Below are 16,929 nucleotides of genomic sequence, written 5' to 3' on the forward strand. Positions count from 1 at the left end.
AAATTCTAAACTTGACATTGCGACAGCAAATGCTAATAAATGTAGCCACGGCTAAATTATATTCATAGAGCTAACATGAAACGCATCCTCACCGCATTGGCACTCGCCCTCGTCCCTTCCTTAAGTTTTGCCACTGTTGTCGAGCAAGCTCCCTGGGCTCCGAAAGCTGCGGCTTATCGTTTGACCCTGTTTATGGGCAATCTCAACCCTGTTCCCTGGCAAAAAATCGAAGACAGTTGGGAAAAGCCGGTGGATGGTGCATCTGCGGATGTCCCTGCCTTGTCGCTATTGAGTGCAGCGGAGCGGACTTCGCTTGAGGGCGCCTTCACTGGTGAAGATCGACAAGCCCTGTTTGAAGCCGCAACCAAGACGATCCATCAGGGAATTATTGAGCATTTAGCAGCCGCAGATAAAAACATGGGGACGCCAAAAGCAGCCCTGGATGTTGCCCGGGCGCAAGCGTTGTATCGTGCGTTTGAAGACGGCATAAAGGCGGCTGATCCCAAGTCTTACCGCGCGCTTGGTCGGGCGTGGCTGGAAATAAATTCCGCCCTCGGTTCCAAAGGGGTGCTGGGGACTGGTGCATTAAAAGCGGATGCCGGATCATTTAACTCTGCACGTGAGACCATCGAAACATACTTGAACACCAATTACGCCCCCGATGATTTCTCTGATCGGGCGAAATTGAGCTCCATTCCTGAAAGCGCAATTTTGCGCGGGGATGAGATCGATCTACCTGCCACCTTGCCACCCGGATCCAATATTGCAGATCAAGAGCAGCTCCCGCGGTTGATCCTGCAATTTGAAGAAGCAGGCGAAGACGAAGCCAATCTTCCGCTGGTTGCTTATGGCGACATGCTGTTCGACAGCCCGGTGATTTTTGGCAAACCAGCCAGTGAATTGGGCATTGCCTGTTCCACCTGTCACAATCGTTCTGACGTGAACCGTGACTTCTTCATTCCGGGACTCAGCCATCGTGCGGGCGGCATGGATGTTGACAGTGCCTTCTTCAATCCACTGTTTAACGATCGAAGTGATGATGCGCTCGATACCCCATCCCTCCGCGGCATCCGTTTTACCGCCCCTTACGGTCGTGATGGACGCGAACCCAGCTTACGCCGCTTTACCCGCAATGTGATCGTGACAGAATTCGCCGGTGAAGAACCAACCCCGTTCCAGCTTGATGCCTTGGTCGCCTATATGCGCCAATTCGACTTTCTACCAAATCCAAAAATTGACCGCAGTGGTCGGTTAACCGATGGCGCCTCAGCGTCTGCCCTGCGCGGTGAAGCCCTATTCAACAGCCCGTTTGACGGATTAAACGGCCGCGCCTGTTCTTCCTGCCATACGCCGGATCGCAACTTTCGCGATGGTAAAACTTATGACATCGTCAGTTCAGAGCCCCCCTTTGAAAATGGAACAGCAACGCCATTTGAAACACCAACCCTGCGCAACATCAACTTTACCGCTCCCTACATGCACGACGGATCGCTACCGACATTGGCAAGTGTGGTCGACTGGTTCAACGACACGAAATCTCTTGGCCTCGATGTTAACCAACGCGCGGATCTCACTGCCTATCTAGAAGCCGTCGGCGATGGTGAAGAACCATACCAAGTCTTCCAGGGCAAAGAGAGCACCTTCCGCCTGGCGTTTGAAGAGTTGACCACCTTTGCATCCACCCTAAATACATTGCTGCCTGCCCGTGATACCAAGAACATCGCCATTCTGGTTGATACAGTGGCGCCTGACTTGGCGGCGGATGCCGGCACCATGAGCAATCTTTCAGCCCGTCCCCAGGTTTATCAACTGGCCAGCACATTGCGCGCTGTTGGTGATGCCGTGGCTGCGGGTGAGTGGCAAGTGGCCGAAACGAAATGGCAGGAATTCAAATCCCTGCAAGACCAATATGATGCGAGGATGTTCTAATGCTGTCACGTCGTAACTTTCTGGCAATGACTGCCCTTGGCCTCACTTTGCCGACCCACGCCGTCCTAGCAGCAAAATCTGATGGTTTGAAGCTTGCCTTTATCCCGCAGGAAAACCCCGACAAGCTGTTGGGTGATATCAAGACAATCTGCGCCTGGCTGTCTGAACAGTTGAACGTGCCGGTCAGTGGGTTTGTCACCTTTGATCATGCCGCTGCTGTCGAGGCACTGCGTAATGGCGATGCCGATATTTCCTTTATGGGGGCGTTGCCTTTTGTCTTGGCCGAAGCCGAAATCGGAGCTGTTCCCTTGTTATCAGAAGTTTACCGCGGAACACCAAGTTATTCCGGCCGTATCTTTGTGCGTCGGGATAGCGGGATTAAAACTCTGGCCGATCTCAAGGGGCGCGACATTGCCTTTGCCGATCCAATCTCTGAATCCGGTTATCTTTATCCGCTGGATCTGTTTGTCAAAGAAGGTCTGATTGCTTCGCCAGATCAGGCGGATCAGTTCTTTGGCCGCAAATTCTTTGCCGGGGGTTATCAACAGGCAATGCAGGCCATGGCATCTGGCCTGGTCGATGCCGCCGGTGCCAGTCAGTACGCTGATCTGCTGCTGTTGCCCGACCAACAAGCCGAGGTCACATGGATTGCTGATTCCGAACAAATCCCCAGCCACGTGGTCATCGCCAGAAACGGTCTTGACGCAGACGTACAGGCCCGGTTTATTAAGGCCATGCTCAGCCTGAATGCGGATAAAAACAAACACCTTCTGGCTTACCTCTACGGCCCGGATGGTTATGTCAAAGCAAATGTAAATGATTACGACGGTGTGAGATCAACAGCGAAACGGTACGGATATCTGAAGTGACATCAGCGCTCACTCTTTCTGGCATTAGCCATGATTTCAACGGCGGGTTATCCCTTTCGGATATCAATCTGTCGATGGAACCTGGCGAGTGCCTTGCGCTGATCGGCCCTTCGGGTGCTGGTAAATCGACCTTATTGACACTGCTGGACGGGCGCCTAAAGGGATGGAGTGGCACAGCCAGTGTATTGAACAACCCTTTGGATGCGAACCACCATCCACACAGAAATTCACGCGCCGATACCGGGTTTATCTTTCAGGACTTTGCCCTGGTGGATCGCTTGAGCACCTATCAAAATGTAATGAACGGGCGCTTGGGCCGGACGAAAAACTGGGCCTCGGTCTTGGGCCATTTCAGCACACAGGATCACATGATCGTCGGCTCGATCCTACGCGATACCAACCTCGTGGAATTCGCCGACAGACGGGTGGATCAGCTTTCGGGTGGACAGCGCCAACGCGTTGCCATCGCCCGCTGTCTGGCCCAGGAACCAAAATTGATCCTGGCGGATGAACCCGTAAGTAACCTGGACCCTGCGTTGGCTGAAAAGGTCTTGCAACTCCTCACGGGTGAAGCGCGTAAGCGCGGTATCGGGGTGATATTCACCTCTCACCAACCAGAGTTGTCACAACGTTTTGCCGATCGCATTGTCGGCCTGCGCGATGGTCGCATACAGTTTGATCAACCAACCCACGAAGTATCTGAAAGCATAATCAAAAAGCTTTATTTCGGTTGCGCGACGGAACCCGGTCTACGGGTGGTCAAATAATGCATCGGACAATTACCTGGCTGGTTGTCATCGGCGCGATTGCATGGGCTGCTCTCACCGCAGATGTGGAAATGGCAAAACTGACCAAGGCCGGCCCCCGTTTGTGGGACTTTCTCACCCGGATGATCCCGCCAGATTTTTCGATCTGGCAAGACATGTTGCGTGGTTTAGCTGAAACCTTGCAAATCGCCATCCTTGGCACCTTGTTTGCGGTCATTCTTTCGGTGTTTCTGGGTGTACTCGCTTCCGAAACCTTAATGCCACCCTCTATCTCCCGCTCAACCCGCGCCCTTCTTGCTGCCATCCGGGCGATCCCACTGATCCTTGTGGCCATGCTGATGGTTGGCGCCGTTGGTCTGGGGCCGTTGCCTGGTATACTCGCGATTACGTTTCACGCTACAGGAATGCTGGCAAAGTTTTACGCTGAAGCGATTGATAACGTCGCCGCCGGGCCGATCACCGCCCTGGAAAGCGCCGGCGCAAGTCGGCAACAGCAGTTACGCTACGGCATCTGGCCGCAAATGGCGCCGGTTATCCTCCGCGATACCGTCTTCCGGTTTGAGCTCAACTTACGCGAAAGCCTGGTTCTGGGCGTCGTCGGTGCCGGGGGCATCGGCCTCTACATCCAAACCTATGTCAGGTCGTTCCAATACGAAAAGGCCGCCACAGCAACACTAACCGTCATCGTCCTCGTGCTGTTGTCTGAGTTGGCTAACGGCTATTTGAAAAAGCGGGTTTCCTAAACCAAGGCTTGACCGACCAAACCGCCATCACTACCATATGGTGCATGACAACTTATCTGCTCAACGACTTTCTCATACCAAGCACCCTAGAACACATAGGGGCTTAACCGCGTTGTGGTTGCGCCCTTGTTGTGGGGGTGTAGCTCAATTGGCAGAGCAGCGGGTTTATATTCCGTAACAGCTAGATAAGCGGCAGGTTGTGGGTTCGAGTCCCATCACCCCTACCATTTTTTTCTTTGGACCAATTCCAGATCGAAGTAATTTTACAAACAGTTTACTGGGGGTTTCAGTTTATCATTATGTGCGATTACCTTCGATTACATCTATTCCAATATAACCATACAGAACGCGGTTTTGAACTCTATATGAGCGAATTATCAACTCAGCAAGGTTTGTCATATTTCCCCCCTGAGACAAAGATTGAAATTACTGACTTCGGGGCTGAAAGGTTCAAGCAATATGGCTGGATATCAAATAAAAACCTTCCAAAAATTACGACTATCCAAGACCTCTTTAATTATTTCAAATTTGAACCCGATTTAATTCTCATTGATTTTGATGCAACAATAGAAAATATAGGTAGCCTGAGTACGCATGATGATGGCGAATCCCATTTCATATTCAAGTCAAAACTCGACTGCATCTCAATACTAGAAAAAGCACTCTCTACTATCGCAAAGAATAGCCTGAAAACTGAAACACTAGACAATCCGGGATTGTATTTCTTCTGCGGTACTGACGGAATTATAAACAAATATAAAACATTTGATGAGTACCGGAGTATCAACTGTTAATTGCCGTTGTCCCAGAACCTGACAATCAGTGCCGAGGCATAGGATATCCGACAGGCTGGTTGTTAGGTTTCTATGGGGAAGGTTAGGTCGAAATCGGCTTGGTTGTACCCACCAGAAAATTCCATACCCTTCAAATCATTACTTGCATTAGAAAATTTACCCCGCCTCAAACTTTCCTTGTCGGGATTCCAGAAAGATTTTCTCGTATAGGCCATTTTGTTTTATGAGAGAGAGACCACGGTTAAACAAAGCCAATAACCGCCGGGACTGGGGATTAATGATTGGAAAGATTAGGTGCGTATTTGCCTTAACCAGCGGTTTGGGGTGATAGGTAAATAAATCAGCCGTTTCTGCTGGATAGTTTTTACGTAAGACATGGAGGCCGATATCGAGTGTCTCAGGGAATACCTCTATACGGTTTTTCAGTAATTTTTGATAGGGGATCTCTATACGGTTGGAAAAATCAACGTTGAGTTCTCCCTGGTCAATTAAATCATAAAATTCATCCGTGTAAGTGTAGCCCTTCATGGCCCCTATTTTATAGGGCTTTAAATCTGATAAATCGTCCCAGTTAAACGATGTGTCCTTAAGATGAAACCACACCATTGTTTCTTCCATAATGACATCACTGTAATAGTGGTATTCTGCACGTTCGTCCGAATAGAACCACTGTGCACTGCCATCGTAATCCCCCCGCTTTGAGAGTTCGTATGCTCTGCTCCAGGGGAAAAATGCATACTTAACCTGAACGCCTTGTGTTCGAAATGCCTCGGTTACAATTCTCGGCACCAGACCATTATGTTGAATTGATTCTGAGTTATAAGGAGGATACTCCCCCGTTGTGAGCGTGATTGTTTCGTCTGCGATCGACTTTGATGAAATCAATAATACTGCTGCGAAAACAATTAACTTCAAAAACATTACGCAACGCTCTTTACTAAAGAAAAATTTATGCGGCACATTATTTGTAATGTAAGTCCATTATGAAATGTTTAATTAAGCCCCAACTTGATAAAGATCGTTCATTCCCTTCAACTCGCGCTTGATACTCTCCACCAATTCCGGCGGTTCCAGGACCTGACAGTTGGTACCGAGTAGAAGGATATCGGAACAGGCTTGTCCCAGGGTTTCAATCGGGATGGTTACGTCGACATAATCTTCGGCATCTGGGGTTGATTTACTTAGCTCTGCGGCTTTTGCGACCGGGGCTCCCAGTTTGTGGATTTGGGCGAGGCCTTGTGGGCTCAACCTGAGCTTGGCGGTTGATCGGTAGATGTCAGTTTCATAGCGTTCTACCGAGCGGCGCCAAAAGTCAGCGAGATCAAAATCTGTGGGGCGGGTGAAACCTTCTTCAAGCAGGTTGACCTTCTGGAATTTTGCGACCCGATAGATCCTCTGGGGGCTTTTATTTTGGGCATTATTATTTGGATCCTCTATCTCTGTCTCTATCTCTGCGGCGAGATACCACTTGCCGCCTTTGACCACCAGTCCCAGCGGGTTAAGGGTCCGCTCAACAACCCCGCGCCAACTCTCGTAGTGGCAAGAAATCTGTCGTCGGCTCCAAAGCGCCTGAGCAAGTTCCTGCAGGTTGTCGGACTGTTCTTCTTCGCCGAACCAGGAAACCGGATCGATATGGACGTGGCCGGATATCTTGCCGATAAAGGCACGCTGATCTTCGGTCAGGGTTTCCATGATCTTGTCCTGACCGCTGAGCATAGCGGCGTGCAGGCCGAGCTGCCTGACCTGATCCGGCATACCCGATAATAAAAGAGCCTCGGCCTCGATCCCGGTCAGCCCTGTAGCGGGCATTTTCCATCCATCCAAGAGTTGAAAACCACCTGCCCTGCCCCGATCAGCATAAACCGGAACCCCGGAAAGGCTGAGGTGATCCATATCGCGGTAAATGGTGCGCACCGAAACTTCGAGGGTGGCAGAAAGTTGTTCAGCCGTCACTCGGCCCTTTTGCAAACGCATGAGGATGGAGAGAAGCCGCGACGCCCGCATTTAATTCCCTTTTATTTTGGGGTACAAATAAAACCTGACATTATTTGGCAAGTATAACGAAATAACCTCTGTGCTCCACAAAAAATTGACCAATAGAAAGCCGATCTCCCCATGACACAGACAGCCAATATCGAAGTTCAGGATATTCCTTCCCAGAATGATGTTTCACTGAATAATTCTTCACAGGCACACGCCTTTGATTTTCTGATGGGCACCTGGAATGTACATCACCGCCGCCTCACCGAGCGCTTAACCGGATCGGAAAATTGGCAGGAATTCGGAGGACATATGAACGCACAGCCGATCCTTGGCGGACCTGATAATTTGGGTGGTAACATGGATGACAACGTACTCAATCTGCCCGGTGATCCCTACCGTGCGATTTCCCTGCGCACCTATAATCCCAATAGCGATAAGTGGGCAATATGGTGGCTCGATAGCCGCACGCCGCACAGCCTTGATGTCCCGGTACTGGGTCAGTTCGAAAACGGCATTGGGCTATTTTACGCCGAAGACACTCTGGACGGAAAAGCAATTAAGGTCCGCTTTCGCTGGACCGGCACCGATACGCCTACTCCGCAGTGGGAACAGGCTTTCTCCCCCGATGACGGTGCCACCTGGGAAGTCAACTGGACTATGGATTTTTCACGTAAGTAAGAGGATCGTAAGATGAGAACAGAGGGACATCAACCTTCTGTTCTCATTTGAATTGACGCTTTAATACTCCCTCTTATACTCAAGCTTTAAGATCTTAAGTTTACGGAGTAACGATTTGACCCCCTTGATTATTTTCGACTGCGATGGCGTCCTGGTTGATACTGAAAGCAAAGCCAATGAGCGTATGGCAGAGATTTTCACGGAACTTGGTTATCCACTTACCGGGCCGGAATGTCGTCGAAAATTTCAAGGCCAGTCGATGAGCACCGTCTGCGATGAAATATCAGGACATATTGAACAGACATTACAGCCGGAAGCCATTCAGCGAGAGATAAACCACGCTCTGAGATCTGGGGTCAAAGCCATCGAAGGGGTGGAAAAACTGGTATCAACACTCATAGATGCCGGTATAGACGTCTGCGTTGCCTCTTCCGGAACAATAGAGAAGATGCACACCACCCTTGGTCAAACATCCCTGCTCCCCCAGCTAGAACAGGTTCTGTTTTCCTCCAGCCAGGTATCCCGCGGCAAACCTCACCCCGATGTCTTCCTCTATGCCGCTGAGAAAATGGGCTATTCCCCCGAACATTGCATTGTGATCGAGGACTCACTTTCCGGCGTTCAGGCTGGTAAGGCTGCAGGGATGAAAGTTCTGGGCTACTGCGGAGATGACTTCACCCCGCAAAAAACCTTATCCGATGCGGGTGCTGAGATCATTACTTCCATGGAAGAGGTATGGCGCTTTGCTGAAGAATTGAATTAGCTCGCTCAATCTCGTAAAAATCATTTTATTTACGAAACAGAGACAGTTTTTCCGCCCCTGGACGTGTAACCCTTCAGAACAAAAATATTTCCATTGGTTAAGAAGCTGCCTGGATATAGGCGCTTCCCAACCAAACTGAAGGGGTTTTATTATGTCGAGCGTTGGTTCCACACAAGACAGCATGATGATGCAGCAGCTCATGCAGCAACAAATGTTCCAAACTGCCGATACCAATGGCAGTGGTGGGCTCAATGTAGATGAGTTCGCCTCTCTTCTTGAGCAAAAACCAAAAGAAACCGGTCGCGCATCAGGAACAAAAGACACCACAGAACTCTTTGCCTCCATTGATCTCGACAATAGCGGAGAACTTACCCAGGAGGAATTGCAGTCTTTCCATCAAGATAGAATGGGACACCAGGAAAGAACAGGTGGTAGGCCCCCAGCCGGTATGATGTCGAACAGCATGCAGGATATATTATTGCAGCTTCAGGAAGAAGGCACACTTGGAGACCTTGAAGAAGCGGCCTAGATCAGCGGAAAATGCAAATCCTGTAAGCAATAACAACGAAGGAGTACGGATGGCATTTTGCCTGTATCCTGATTTTAGTTATTTTCCTGACTTGCTATCAAGATATTCTCGATAAAGGTTTCATAACCCTCTTTCATCGGCAGCTCATAATCGGTTTTGACCCTGCGTTTGGTCGTCAACACGCTCTGCTGGCTTTTAGGATTAAAGCCCTCTTTTTCGTATTCTTCCCAATAGAGGCCAATGCCGCGCTTTTGCCAGGTTGGAACCTCGTTGAAATTAGTTCCGTTTTGAAAGAGGAGCTCATTTTTGTCGGCGACCGACATGCCCTTTAACTGATTGGTTGCAGCTTGAGCATTTTCGCCCTGTTTACGTAGCATCCAATAACAGTGAGAGTTCAAGGCATTACGGTGGGCATCTTCGTTGCGCCATCTGAAATAATCGACGACTTTTTGCGCATTCGGCAGCTGACACACTCTACTGTCGAAACAAGCCATAGCCCCAAGGCTTAGTGAAAATTTGGCACTGGCTTCTCCCGCTAGGACAGAGTTTATCTTGCGCTCTTTACGGCCAAAGGTTTCATCGCCCAGGTGAAAGAGTAGAGAAATCTCGTCACTTTGCGTATAGCCATAAATGACGTTGAAGCCGCACTCCATCAGGTGAGCAACAGTTGCGACCATATGATCGCGAAACTGGCTATCAAAGGGGGCTTCGAAATTGTGGACTTCTCGGGTTAACTTGGTAAATCCCCGTCCATCCAAGCGGACAACGATGAAAATTCCCGGGAGCACGCACTGGTCGTGTGCGGTCTCGTAAATACGCATAGATTTATCTAGATCGTTAAACTTCATCCGCCCACTCACTTACTTTAAAACCTTCGGCCTCATCCATGACCACGTAATACAATTCGTCATACCCTTCAGAATAACTCGGCACAACCATCTTGCTAGCCGTTCCTCTGATACCGGGATCGGGAATTCTCTGCCTTCCTTCCCGGGTCGCATTTCGCCGCAAGCAGTCTTGAATATTGGACTGGAAGTAATATCCAATGACCTTAAAGCCATGTTCTTTAGCCGCAGAGATGTATTTGGCTCGCGCTTCCTTTGTTGGATTGGTGTTATCCACGACAAAATTCTGCTTCGCCTTCAAACAGGCCTCGAGCAGTATTTTTTCTCGGTTCCGGGTTTTGAGCATATCCAGGTTCAGGCGCAAATGCGTATTGGAAAATTTCCACTGATAAAAGCTGGATTTCCCGCAGGCCTGTAACCCCGTAAAAACGATTGTTTCAAACATTCTGTTGCGCCACTAAAACGATATCAAGAGTGCTAACTATATGGACATAAAAGGTAATATCAAGCATAAGTAGTATTCACCTTATTTCCTCTTACCTATACTAAAGGCCAGTGCTTGGTGATAAATACCGATAACGAAACCGTGCAATCGGGAACAGGCGCCCAGGAAATAGAGGGTACTGGAGAAGACGATCTGGAAACCGTAGTCAATCAATTGAAGCGGGGCTTGATTAGCAGACATCATCCTACTAAAGCTAAAGCCTATAAAAGGCTGTATGAGGCTGGAGCAAAATCTATTCCCTTGTTACTCCGGGAACTAGAGCTCATAGAGTTTAAAAAGAATAGACGGCCAGAAATGTTAGTCCTGGCAACGGGGCTGCTCGTGATTCTTCATGATCTGGACGAAGAGATATCTGAGAAATTTATAAAAAAAGCCATATCGGAAAAATGCGACGATACAACAGCCAGAGCCTTCAATTCGATCCTACGTTTTAAGAGGTCAAATTTCCTGGAAACCAAGGTTGGTGACACCATCATCCTTGAAGACAAGGCCATCGACAAGAGACATCAGGCTACAAAATGTATTTTGAAATGGTTAGAATCTATCCCCTTTGAGGATTATGAACGCGTACCCCGTATTTACCTCATCCCATACAAATCTCATTATGATTTTTCCGGATATCATCTCAACTATATCAGTGTGCTTACCGTTGTCTGGTACACCAATAAGCATCCGTACAATCCCATACAACTACTTAATCGGCTCTTTAAACAAATTACTCTTTACCACGAAATCGGCCACCACTTTCATAAACATATAGAAGGTGGACAAGTCCCTGATCAAGAAGAAGAAGCCGATGCTTATGCATATAAAATGCTTCTTAAAGCTCGCCCAAAAATGAAAGTATTTTTTAGAACCCTTTATTTATTAATGGGTAAAATAAAGAAAAAGAACCAAGATCAAAGCGGAATTTAACGGCTATATTAAATGTTTAAACAGGTAATGATTGTGCAGTATTTATTTTATTTTCTGATGACGACCTTATTGATATCTGGTCCGGCTAGGGCTGATTATTTCGAGAAAAATAACCTTTACACCGAATGCGTCGAGAATAGATTGATAGGGCAAAAAGTTGATTTAAAACTGAGTGACGACTTTTGTAGCGGCTATATAGCAGGGGTCACGGATAATATTTTATCATTGAACAATATTTGTCCTCTTGACCAAGCAAGCTTTACCTATGCGCGCGAGACTGTAGCTATGGCACTCAAAAAAGACCCACAACATCGCACACACATTATGGGACAGATGACAGTCGAGCTTTTACAGTTCGAATTTCCTTGCAAAGAATAACGAAATAAACTCCGTTAAAGACATCATCACCCAAACAGCGACAATAACCGTTCGACCATGATTTACGGACGATCTGCAATGAATTGCGGACTATTCGACCTACTGCGTTCAGAAATCGCGCCTTATATTGGCTCTTCTCCGCTTTGTTGAGTAGAAAAAGATGCCGACCGCCAAGTAACCTGTTGATATGTATGGTTTCTGATAACTTTACATAGAGCAGGTATATGACAATCAACATCTCGCAGCATATTTTAGGCCTCAAAGGGCAACGTGTAAATGAAATTAAACTGGATGACGGCGGTGTTAAGATTGTCATTCACTGCAGCCGAGACGCGCGTAGGAGGGCTATAGACCCTGCTACAGGCCAGAAGGGAAGCATCAACCAGCATGTCCGCCGACAAGTAAACGACATCCCCCTTTTTGGGTATCCTTGTGTGGTCGAGATTGAGCTGGCGCAGGTTTATATTAACAAGGGCGAACGCCGCATTGAGGGGTGTGATTTTGTTGATAAAGGGTGCCGTTTCACTCACCGATTTTGCCGACTGATCAGTGGATTATGTCGGCATATGTCTATTCAAGCGGTTTCCAGACATTTGGATATACGATGGGAAACGGTCAAGAATATCGACAGGGCATACCTTATTGAAACTCTCCCTACGCTTGATCCTGCAGAGCTAACTGGCTTGGAATATATTGGTGTAGATGAAGTTGCCCGGGCGAAAGGTCATGACTACATGACGGTGGTCTACGATATGGTTGGCGGTCATCTGATCTGGGTTGAAGCAGGCCGAACTGCCGAGGTTTTTTCAAGGTTTTTGAAACAACTGCAACCAGATACAGCCTGCAAAATAAAGGCCGTAGCGATGGATATGGGGCCTGCCTACCAAAAGGCTGTCAGAGAGTCCTTGCCGTTGGCCGACATAGTATTTGACCGTTTCCACGTCATGAAAAACTACAGCAAAGCTATCCATAATCAGCGTCGACTTGAGTTCAGAAAGGCCGATCCAAGTGGTAAAGAGTTGATGAAAGGGACGCATTATCTGTTGCTCAAAAATGCGGATAAGTTGAGTGAAAAACAAAGTGACAAGCTGCAAAGGTTGCTGGAGAGCAATAGCAACCTGAATGCACTTTACGTCTTGAAAGAACAGCTTCAGCTGCTGTGGAGTGCCGCTTCATTTGAGGCGATGGCGGAGCAACTGGAACGTTGGTGCCTGATAGCAGATCAGTCACAGATGCTCTATCTAAAAAAGTTCGCGAAATCCCTACGGAAACATTGTGTGGGCATCTGCAACTACGCCAAACACAAGCTCACAAGCGCCAGGATAGAGGCTGGTAATGTCAGTATAGGAATGATCCGTAAGCGAGCCAGAGGCATCAAGGATACCGAATACTTCAAACTCAAAATTAGACAATCATCCATTCCAGATAATCAATCTATGCTCTATTTGAAATCCTAAATCTACTCAACAAAGCGGAGAAGAGCCCTTATGGCTCTTCTCCGCTTTGTTGAGTAGAAAAAGATGCCGACCGCCAAGTAACCTGTTGATATGTATGGTTTCTGATAACTTTACATAGAGCAGGTATATGACAATCAACATCTCGCAGCATATTTTAGGCCTCAAAGGGCAACGTGTAAATGAAATTAAACTGGATGACGGCGGTGTTAAGATTGTCATTCACTGCAGCCGAGACGCGCGTAGGAGGGCTATAGACCCTGCTACAGGCCAGAAGGGAAGCATCAACCAGCATGTCCGCCGACAAGTAAACGACATCCCCCTTTTTGGGTATCCTTGTGTGGTCGAGATTGAGCTGGCGCAGGTTTATATTAACAAGGGCGAACGCCGCATTGAGGGGTGTGATTTTGTTGATAAAGGGTGCCGTTTCACTCACCGATTTTGCCGACTGATCAGTGGATTATGTCGGCATATGTCTATTCAAGCGGTTTCCAGACATTTGGATATACGATGGGAAACGGTCAAGAATATCGACAGGGCATACCTTATTGAAACTCTCCCTACGCTTGATCCTGCAGAGCTAACTGGCTTGGAATATATTGGTGTAGATGAAGTTGCCCGGGCGAAAGGTCATGACTACATGACGGTGGTCTACGATATGGTTGGCGGTCATCTGATCTGGGTTGAAGCAGGCCGAACTGCCGAGGTTTTTTCAAGGTTTTTGAAACAACTGCAACCAGATACAGCCTGCAAAATAAAGGCCGTAGCGATGGATATGGGGCCTGCCTACCAAAAGGCTGTCAGAGAGTCCTTGCCGTTGGCCGACATAGTATTTGACCGTTTCCACGTCATGAAAAACTACAGCAAAGCTATCCATAATCAGCGTCGACTTGAGTTCAGAAAGGCCGATCCAAGTGGTAAAGAGTTGATGAAAGGGACACATTATCTGTTGCTCAAAAATGCGGATAAGTTGAGTGAAAAACAAAGTGACAAGCTGCAAAGGTTGCTGGAGAGCAATAGCAACCTGAATGCACTTTACGTCTTGAAAGAACAGCTTCAGCTGCTGTGGAGTGCCGCTTCATTTGAGGCGATGGCGGAGCAACTGGAACGTTGGTGCCTGATAGCAGATCAGTCACAGATGCTCTATCTAAAAAAGTTCGCGAAATCCCTACGGAAACATTGTGTGGGCATCTGCAACTACGCCAAACACAAGCTCACAAGCGCCAGGATAGAGGCTGGTAATGTCAGTATAGGAATGATCCGTAAGCGAGCCAGAGGCATCAAGGATACCGAATACTTCAAACTCAAAATTAGACAATCATCCATTCCAGATAATCAATCTATGCTCTATTTGAAATCCTAAATCTACTCAACAAAGCGGAGAAGTGCCACAATCTCTTTATGATATTACTGCTGCAATGCATGCCTATACTCTAAAAACAATCGAAGGACGCACAGCATTGCTTTCCATATTAATCAATGAGTTACAGGAGGTAACTAAAAATATTCAAGTCGAAAATCCTGCTACAGATATTCTAGAAGAAATTACCGGGTTAATTGGACAAGCAAGGACACTGTTTAAAGGTGAAAAAGAGAACCTATTAGCCGGTTAACACTCTTAGGAATAAATAATCCTAATAAGGATTACCGAGCTGTTTTTATTACATGAATAGATATATAACCTGCGTACCTATCAAATTTATTTATCTGGCCCACCTCTATCCTACAGAGCGCCTCAATTCAAAGCGGCGCTCTGTTGTAGGTTTCACACCATTTGGAAGCCAAGTAATGACTGCGAAAAAGCGATTTTATTCGTCCATGTCGTCAAGGATGCTTTCGTTATCATGCGCGCTCACCGACGCCTGGGAACTTATGGAGGTATAGCCGAGCCCGAGGCGATGTTTTAGGCACCCCTTATGAACGTGCCGAAGGTTGCTCGGCCAGAAACATCTATCAAGATCTCTCTTTCTGCACGAGTTTTTCTGCTCATGAAATCCTTGTTGATATCCTCAAAGGTATCAGGCCTTAAGGCACCCCCTCATTCTAAACAACAGGCTAATTATCGGTTCCTTAATCCCAATGACCTAAGATTTCACGTTAATACGGTCATACCGTTGATAAATGCTCGGAAGGTAAAGCCTTTCCATGGTGAGTAATAAACTAATAGTGGGCTTATCCGTTTTTAACAGAACTCTGGCGGTTTATTGCTTTGTTCTGATATCATCTTTGTTCTCCCTCCTGTTCCCCGCCGGGTTATGGGCAGAAGAACCGACGGCCCAGCAGAAGATCCCTTTCCTTACCTATCACGTCGCAGAGCCTTTTATTGTCAACACACAGGCAAGGCTTGGCCTTACATACGAACTCGCTGACGTCTTGAGTGATCGCTCTGAAGGACGGTATAAATTTGAGGTTTTTCGGTTACCGAGATTAGAGCTCAATGAGCGACTGAAGCAAGATCCCATCGTCGTTATACCCTGGGTCAACCCAGCCTGGTTTGGAGACATCAACCAAACGAAATACCTTTGGACGGAAGGATATCAAGAGGACAGCAATAGCATAATTTCCTCCCCCAACAATCCAATTGAATACAGGGGCCCCGCCTCTCTCGAAGGCCTAACGGTCGCAGGGCAAGAAGGTGCGAAGTGGGTGGGGTTAGAGTCCTTGATTAAAGATGGCCGTATGATACGCGTAACCACCTCAAATTATTGGGATACCATGCGCATGGTGTATTTTGAAAAGGTTGATGCGGGCCTGCTGCCGACACCGATTGCCAAGTACCTCCTGGCCAAGAAGAAACTTGCCGGGAGAATACATTTTTCCACGGAACCTCACAGTCGATTTCAACGCCATTTATTGACCAAAGGCGATGATGAGCTATATGCCTTTCTTAAGTCTCAGATCCCCTTTCTCCGGAATTCGAAAGAATGGAAATCGATCATGGCCCGGTATGGCCAGTGAGAAGTAAGAAGTGAGAGGCCTGGGCAAATCACCTCTCAATTTGACCTATCAATTTTGTAAGACAAGATTTGTAATAGCTGCACAGCTCTGCAGTTTGCATTTGTATCTACAAAATTTGCAGCCTTTGTGTTACCCTGTCGCGCCAGCATTCAGAAGACAAAATGATATGCTCTTAAAGTAAGTCGGATATCACTTACGCCCCACTTCCAGTGAATAAAGTTTCGCTAGCATAGACAGGGGTAACGTTACCGATCTTTCGACCTTTTACTTTATACGACACCCCCAGATAACAGGGCTCGGTTTAAAGGTAAATTTCAGTATAAAACGGGTTGGGATGTGGCACTGCCTTAAATCCACTTAACCAAGTAGAAAAGGAACCTAAAAAATGGGACTTTTTATTACACAAGGCAATTATACTGAAAAAGCACTTAAAGGTTTGGTCGACACCCCGGAAAACCGAGAGCAAGCGGTCGCCGGCCTTATGGAATCAGTCGGCGGCAAACTCCTCCAATACTACATAACAACGGGTGAGTACGATTTCCTGATTGTGGTCGAAGGCGAAAACCTGACCGATCTGGTATCAGGGTTGCTGATTGCGGGATCAACCGGCGGTGTGTGCAATTTAAAAACTGTCCAGGCCCTCACTCCAGAAGAAGCCAAAACAGCTATGGAAAAAGCCAACGCTGTCCGCGCCGGTTTCCGACCTGCGGGTGCCTCAGGTTAAAACCCTATATCTTGATCCAATCAGTTAACTGACTTTTAAATCGCGCCCCATCCCGGGCGCGATTACCTTATCACCATTGTTTTTTTGAGATCAAT

The 16,929-nt window shown here is 47.6% G+C and carries 21 protein-coding genes and 1 tRNA gene; 16 read left to right on the forward strand and 6 right to left on the reverse strand.

Going from position 1 to position 16,929, the window contains the following annotated elements; translation table 11 throughout:
- Positions 1 to 75 precede the first annotated feature (75 nt).
- The 6 genes from ACOGW3_RS22465 to ACOGW3_RS22490 all read left to right on the forward strand — a co-directional run bounded on the left by ACOGW3_RS22465 (position 76) and on the right by ACOGW3_RS22490 (position 5,102).
- Positions 76 to 1,929 carry a cytochrome c peroxidase gene (locus tag ACOGW3_RS22465; RefSeq protein ID WP_419904991.1) on the forward strand — a complete coding sequence of 618 codons (1,854 nt, stop codon included), beginning with the start codon at positions 76 to 78 and terminating at the stop codon, positions 1,927 to 1,929.
- On the forward strand, positions 1,929 to 2,798 hold the full coding sequence (locus ACOGW3_RS22470) for a phosphate/phosphite/phosphonate ABC transporter substrate-binding protein (RefSeq protein ID WP_419904992.1): 870 nt from the start codon (positions 1,929 to 1,931) through the stop codon (positions 2,796 to 2,798). The genes ACOGW3_RS22465 and ACOGW3_RS22470 overlap by 1 nt, the downstream gene beginning before the upstream one ends.
- Positions 2,795 to 3,565, forward strand: coding sequence for a phosphonate ABC transporter ATP-binding protein (locus tag ACOGW3_RS22475; protein ID WP_419904993.1), 771 nt, complete (start codon positions 2,795 to 2,797; stop codon positions 3,563 to 3,565). The genes ACOGW3_RS22470 and ACOGW3_RS22475 overlap by 4 nt, the downstream gene beginning before the upstream one ends.
- Positions 3,565 to 4,308 (forward strand): phosphonate ABC transporter, permease protein PhnE, encoded by a 744-nt coding sequence (gene phnE / locus ACOGW3_RS22480; protein ID WP_419904994.1) that lies wholly within the window; start codon positions 3,565 to 3,567, stop codon positions 4,306 to 4,308. Before ACOGW3_RS22475 ends, phnE begins: the two co-directional genes overlap by 1 nt.
- Before the next feature lie 133 nt (positions 4,309 to 4,441).
- Positions 4,442 to 4,535, forward strand: a tRNA-Ile gene (locus tag ACOGW3_RS22485).
- A 138-nt stretch (positions 4,536 to 4,673) separates the two neighbouring features.
- Positions 4,674 to 5,102 carry a hypothetical protein gene (locus tag ACOGW3_RS22490; protein WP_419904995.1) on the forward strand — a complete coding sequence of 143 codons (429 nt, stop codon included), beginning with the start codon at positions 4,674 to 4,676 and terminating at the stop codon, positions 5,100 to 5,102.
- A 156-nt stretch (positions 5,103 to 5,258) separates the two neighbouring features.
- Here the strand turns inward: ACOGW3_RS22490 and ACOGW3_RS22495 are convergent, their stop codons facing one another.
- Both ACOGW3_RS22495 and ACOGW3_RS22500 read right to left on the reverse strand, forming a co-directional pair.
- A complete protein-coding gene (locus tag ACOGW3_RS22495) occupies positions 5,259 to 6,023 on the reverse strand; it encodes a substrate-binding periplasmic protein (protein ID WP_419904996.1) in 765 nt (254 codons plus the stop codon).
- Positions 6,024 to 6,098: 75 nt separating this feature from the next.
- The gene (locus ACOGW3_RS22500) at positions 6,099 to 7,106 is read right to left on the reverse strand and encodes a helix-turn-helix transcriptional regulator (RefSeq protein WP_419904997.1); all 1,008 of its coding nucleotides are present in this window, start codon (positions 7,104 to 7,106) and stop codon (positions 6,099 to 6,101) included.
- 111 nt (positions 7,107 to 7,217) lie between these two features.
- Here ACOGW3_RS22500 and ACOGW3_RS22505 point away from each other — a divergent pair, with 111 nt between their 5' ends.
- The 3 genes from ACOGW3_RS22505 (at position 7,218) to ACOGW3_RS22515 (ending at position 9,055) form a co-directional block, all read left to right on the forward strand.
- The gene (locus ACOGW3_RS22505) at positions 7,218 to 7,763 is read left to right on the forward strand and encodes a DUF1579 domain-containing protein (protein WP_419904998.1); all 546 of its coding nucleotides are present in this window, start codon (positions 7,218 to 7,220) and stop codon (positions 7,761 to 7,763) included.
- Between the two features lie 115 nt (positions 7,764 to 7,878).
- Positions 7,879 to 8,526, forward strand: coding sequence for an HAD family hydrolase (locus ACOGW3_RS22510; protein ID WP_419904999.1), 648 nt, complete (start codon positions 7,879 to 7,881; stop codon positions 8,524 to 8,526).
- Between the two features lie 151 nt (positions 8,527 to 8,677).
- A complete protein-coding gene (locus ACOGW3_RS22515; protein WP_419905000.1) occupies positions 8,678 to 9,055 on the forward strand; it encodes an EF-hand domain-containing protein in 378 nt (125 codons plus the stop codon).
- A gap of 74 nt (positions 9,056 to 9,129) precedes the next feature.
- Here the strand turns inward: ACOGW3_RS22515 and ACOGW3_RS22520 are convergent, their stop codons facing one another.
- Complete coding sequence (locus ACOGW3_RS22520; protein WP_419905001.1) at positions 9,130 to 9,903, reverse strand: tRNA(His) guanylyltransferase Thg1 family protein; 774 nt, start codon at positions 9,901 to 9,903, stop codon at positions 9,130 to 9,132.
- Positions 9,893 to 10,345: an AAA family ATPase gene (locus ACOGW3_RS22525; RefSeq protein WP_419905002.1), complete on the reverse strand. Its 453-nt coding sequence runs from the start codon at positions 10,343 to 10,345 to the stop codon at positions 9,893 to 9,895. Before ACOGW3_RS22525 ends, ACOGW3_RS22520 begins: the two co-directional genes overlap by 11 nt.
- 117 nt (positions 10,346 to 10,462) lie before the next feature.
- Between ACOGW3_RS22525 and ACOGW3_RS22530 the strand changes: the two genes are divergently transcribed.
- Together ACOGW3_RS22530 and ACOGW3_RS22535 are read left to right on the forward strand one after the other, a co-directional pair.
- Positions 10,463 to 11,320 (forward strand): hypothetical protein, encoded by an 858-nt coding sequence (locus tag ACOGW3_RS22530; RefSeq protein ID WP_419905003.1) that lies wholly within the window; start codon positions 10,463 to 10,465, stop codon positions 11,318 to 11,320.
- A gap of 57 nt (positions 11,321 to 11,377) precedes the next feature.
- Positions 11,378 to 11,698 (forward strand): Rap1a/Tai family immunity protein, encoded by a 321-nt coding sequence (locus tag ACOGW3_RS22535; protein WP_419905974.1) that lies wholly within the window; start codon positions 11,378 to 11,380, stop codon positions 11,696 to 11,698.
- Here the strand turns inward: ACOGW3_RS22535 and ACOGW3_RS22540 are convergent.
- Positions 11,643 to 11,936, reverse strand: coding sequence for a hypothetical protein (locus ACOGW3_RS22540; protein WP_419905004.1), 294 nt, complete (start codon positions 11,934 to 11,936; stop codon positions 11,643 to 11,645). The genes ACOGW3_RS22535 and ACOGW3_RS22540 overlap by 56 nt on opposite strands.
- On the opposite strand from ACOGW3_RS22540, the gene ACOGW3_RS22545 reads away from it, so the two are divergent.
- Positions 11,923 to 13,155 (forward strand): ISL3 family transposase, encoded by a 1,233-nt coding sequence (locus ACOGW3_RS22545; RefSeq protein ID WP_419901077.1) that lies wholly within the window; start codon positions 11,923 to 11,925, stop codon positions 13,153 to 13,155. The two genes, ACOGW3_RS22540 and ACOGW3_RS22545, sit on opposite strands and share 14 nt — an antisense overlap.
- A 6-nt stretch (positions 13,156 to 13,161) precedes the next feature.
- On the opposite strand, the gene ACOGW3_RS22550 is transcribed toward ACOGW3_RS22545, so the two are convergent.
- Positions 13,162 to 13,296, reverse strand: coding sequence for a hypothetical protein (locus ACOGW3_RS22550; protein ID WP_419905005.1), 135 nt, complete (start codon positions 13,294 to 13,296; stop codon positions 13,162 to 13,164).
- Between ACOGW3_RS22550 and ACOGW3_RS22555 the strand changes: the two genes are divergently transcribed.
- The 4 genes from ACOGW3_RS22555 (at position 13,283) to ACOGW3_RS22570 (ending at position 16,834) form a co-directional block, all read left to right on the forward strand.
- Positions 13,283 to 14,515, forward strand: a complete 1,233-nt coding sequence (locus tag ACOGW3_RS22555) for an ISL3 family transposase (RefSeq protein ID WP_419901077.1) — start codon at positions 13,283 to 13,285, stop codon at positions 14,513 to 14,515. The two genes, ACOGW3_RS22550 and ACOGW3_RS22555, sit on opposite strands and share 14 nt — an antisense overlap.
- Positions 14,516 to 14,537: 22 nt before the next feature.
- On the forward strand, positions 14,538 to 14,765 hold the full coding sequence (locus ACOGW3_RS22560; protein ID WP_419905006.1) for a hypothetical protein: 228 nt from the start codon (positions 14,538 to 14,540) through the stop codon (positions 14,763 to 14,765).
- A 532-nt stretch (positions 14,766 to 15,297) separates the two neighbouring features.
- Entirely contained in the window at positions 15,298 to 16,110 is an 813-nt protein-coding gene (locus tag ACOGW3_RS22565) for a substrate-binding periplasmic protein (RefSeq protein ID WP_419905007.1), read from the forward strand.
- Between the two features lie 385 nt (positions 16,111 to 16,495).
- Positions 16,496 to 16,834 carry a GYD domain-containing protein gene (locus tag ACOGW3_RS22570; protein WP_419905008.1) on the forward strand — a complete coding sequence of 113 codons (339 nt, stop codon included), beginning with the start codon at positions 16,496 to 16,498 and terminating at the stop codon, positions 16,832 to 16,834.
- Positions 16,835 to 16,929 lie beyond the last annotated feature (95 nt).

Origin of the sequence: Kiloniella sp. (genome assembly GCF_965205715.1) — a bacterium.
Taxonomy (GTDB): Bacteria; Pseudomonadota; Alphaproteobacteria; order Kiloniellales; family Kiloniellaceae; genus Kiloniella.